The organism is Pseudomaricurvus sp. ABR4_320 (assembly GCF_056159445.1).
The window spans coordinates 1-3,185 of record NZ_JBSWVF010000049.1; the positions used below are offsets into that span (position 1 = coordinate 1).

Sequence of the window (3,185 nt, forward strand, 5' to 3'; positions counted from 1 at the left end):
ATTTGTATATGAGGCACGCCTCTTTTGTCTTGGCGTAAAATTCATCAAGCATTCGAACCTATTGATTTTCAACACAAAAATTCGATGTAAGAGAGACTAGCAAAAACAAAGCGTGCATGCGCGTTTTCCACCTATGTTCGTGCAATATATTGCCACTATTTAACCTGCAAGCAATTGATTTACTGATAAAAAATTTAAGACGCCCTTCCCAATTATGCTCGAAAACCCAACTCAATACACTCGTGTAACTGTCTCAATATCAATACACTGTATAGAACATCATGATCAGTACGAAGTGCCGTTTACCGTTATTATCTGTCCACAGCCTCGAAATTCCCTTTAATTCAAGCTTCCCGTCTCAGTATTCATTAGACGGGCACTAGGCCTTAGGCGAGCCTGATCCCGTGTTCTTCTTAGGTTTGCTCGTCTTGTCAGAGTGCTTTTGCGCTTCCATCCAATCGGTCAATGACGACATCACCGTTTCCATGGCTTGTTGAGACGACAGCTGCGCCTTTAAAGCATCCCGCTCTTCCAATAACGCTGTTCGTTCTTGCTTGATGCCCGTCAATTCGCTCAGGGCGTTATTGGAGGACGACAGTTCTTCGGTCAATCGGCGATTAAATGACTTCTGCTCTTCGATGATGCCTGCCTGCTCTTGAAGGGTAATGTTGGTCTGACTAAGTGATTGCTCAAGCCGCGCCAGTTGGGATTGCTTTTTGCTATGCTCGTCGGATAGATCTTGAATGCGATCGTCACGGCGGCTTAACGTCTTTTCGAAGCGAATCCGCTCCTGCTTCCAACTACCGCGCTCCTGCCCCAATTGTGCCTGGAGAGCACCGATAGCTTCGCTGTTCTGAAGCTTCAGGGCGTCAATCGTTTCGGTGTGATAGGCCTGTTGAGTCTTGAGGGTTTGGGCATGCTCCCTGGTCGCTTTATCCAACGTCGCTGTCTGATGCTGGAGCTGCTGCTCTAAAAGTTTCTTCTCCTGTAATAGTTGGTGAACCTGATCTGACAGGGATTTTTCTATTTCGGCAGCTTGAGCCCTCGCATCGGCATGTACTGCTCGCTCTTGTTCCAATCGGCGCTCCACCGCTAACCGCCCTTCTTCACTCGCTCGTCCCTGCTGTTCCACCTCAGTTAACTGCTCGGCCAGATCCCGTAGCGTTTGGCCAAAGCTTGATTCTAACTCCGTAACCGCCAGCTGGCGTTCGCTCTGCGTGGTTTCAAACCAGCGATTGACTTCCGCGATAACCGACAACACTAAGGTAGCCGGTGTGGCCGGTGCTTTCTCGCGGTAATCGAGCGTCGCCTTATAGGCGTTGATCACCGCCTGCAGCTCTCGATCAGAGTACCGAACGTTATCCCGTAGCTGAGACCGATTGGGAAAGCTCCCGGTTTCTTCACGTAAACCATCGATGGCATGAATGATTTCCCGTGTGCGGGGCAGATTACGGAACAGCGTATCGAGATCGGCGGACATATCGGCGGCCTTGTAGAGAGCGGAGAAAGTGTATTTCTGGTGTTTAGCCAGGCGCTGGCACCCCTGAATTATGTTTTTTTTATGCTTTGGTATCAATGTACCATGTATCGTTATTGATACTATTTTTATCAACTAACTATAAATACCGATGTTAATGTAAATTAACCACGGTATTTTATTTCCGATTCTGACTTATTAGTGCTATGTTCAGCCAGATTAATACTTACAATTACCTGAGGTCTGTCCGAGCTAGGTTTTTGGTGACTTTTTACTCAAATCGAGGATGAACCAGCCGTGCTTATCAATACGCCTAGGTCAGCAGCCCATGGCTATAACGAAGAAAAAGCGCCGGAGCGCCCAAAAGGTATTTCTGAGGCAGGTTGGAAGCACTTGTCGACCGCCGAGAAAATTGAGATCGACAGCTTCCTGAAATTGAAGGGGGTTCGCTCGCAAAAAACCGCGCGGCGCTATACCGAGGAAGTCAATCGCTTTCTGATATTTTTGGGTGTGCGACAGCATCCAACGCTGGATGACCGTATGCTGCTGGATTATCAACAGCAACTGCTCTCACCCAGTGAAGACCTTGCCACTAATTCCAACGCATCGTTTAGCGGCGTATCGCCAGAAACGGCTGATCAATACGTTGCGGTTATTCGATCACTGCTAGAATATTTGGCCTATAAGGGCTTGCTCCCTTACAACCCTGCCAGACTGGTACCTAAAGTTGGAAGGCGCAATGCGGGTGAGGCGAGCCTGCCTCGAGCCTTTACACCCAGCCAGTGGACTGCCGTACTGGCCACTCTCGATAATCTTCCTGAAAGCACGCCGGGAGAAAGAAATAAAAAGGCTCGGTTTAAATTTATTTTTTTGTTCGGCTACGCCATGGCACTGCGTATTGATGAGCAGAGACGCCATACCCATGCCAACATCTTTCGGCGCGAAAAAGACTGGCAATTAAGTATTATCGGAAAAGGGAATCGGGCCAGAGTGCTGCCCTTAAAATCGATTGATTCGATCGCTTTGGATGCGCTATGTGACTACCGAGAATATCTAAGGTTGTCTCGACTACCGGCCGGAGAACCTCTACCTCTGCTGCCTCGCGCAAATCCAGTTAGGTATCGAGGACGCGGCAAGCAGCAGCTGCAAACCATCCAAACAGAACCTTTAGCGGCACACACTTGGCAAGAACAATTTAAAGCGTTACTTAAAGGCCCTGTCATGGATCATTTATACGGAGAAGATGAAGCAATAAAGGCCAGAATCTATGAGCTCGACTGGTCACACCTGACGCCTCACAGCCTGAGACACACACGGATTACCCATTTGGTAGAAAGTGGAAAAGATTTAATTTGGATTCAACGTTTTGCCGGCCATGAAAACCTGAATACGACACAGAGATACTTTCATGGTTCACTTTGATGGATGCGATGAGTTTATTTGATTCGCTATCGAGAGGTCTTATGGGTCGGATAGTGCGGTGGGACTGTAAAGTAGCAAAATAAGTTCGACAAGATCACTCCAGGACTAATTCTTGAAGAGGATATCAGTAAATAACTTCAGTGCCCCGACCAATCAACAGTAAATTTGCTAACTATCTTTATCGACCATTTGGATTCGAAAAATCGAACATAAAGCAGCTAATACACCGTTTTAGAAGAGATATTCAAAATTGGACTACTAATTGTCATTCGTGAATTCAACTTCG

The 3,185-nt window shown here is 47.3% G+C and carries 2 protein-coding genes; one reads left to right on the forward strand and one right to left on the reverse strand.

From position 1 onward, the window contains the following. Positions 1-379: 379 nt before the first annotated feature. Complete coding sequence (locus ACXAFR_RS27175) at positions 380-1,480, reverse strand: hypothetical protein (RefSeq protein ID WP_475183257.1); 1,101 nt, start codon at positions 1,478-1,480, stop codon at positions 380-382. A gap of 294 nt (positions 1,481-1,774) precedes the next feature. On the opposite strand from ACXAFR_RS27175, the gene ACXAFR_RS27180 reads away from it, so the two are divergent. After that, positions 1,775-2,899 carry a tyrosine-type recombinase/integrase gene (locus tag ACXAFR_RS27180; RefSeq protein ID WP_475183261.1) on the forward strand — a complete coding sequence of 375 codons (1,125 nt, stop codon included), beginning with the start codon at positions 1,775-1,777 and terminating at the stop codon, positions 2,897-2,899. Positions 2,900-3,185: the final 286 nt, after the last annotated feature.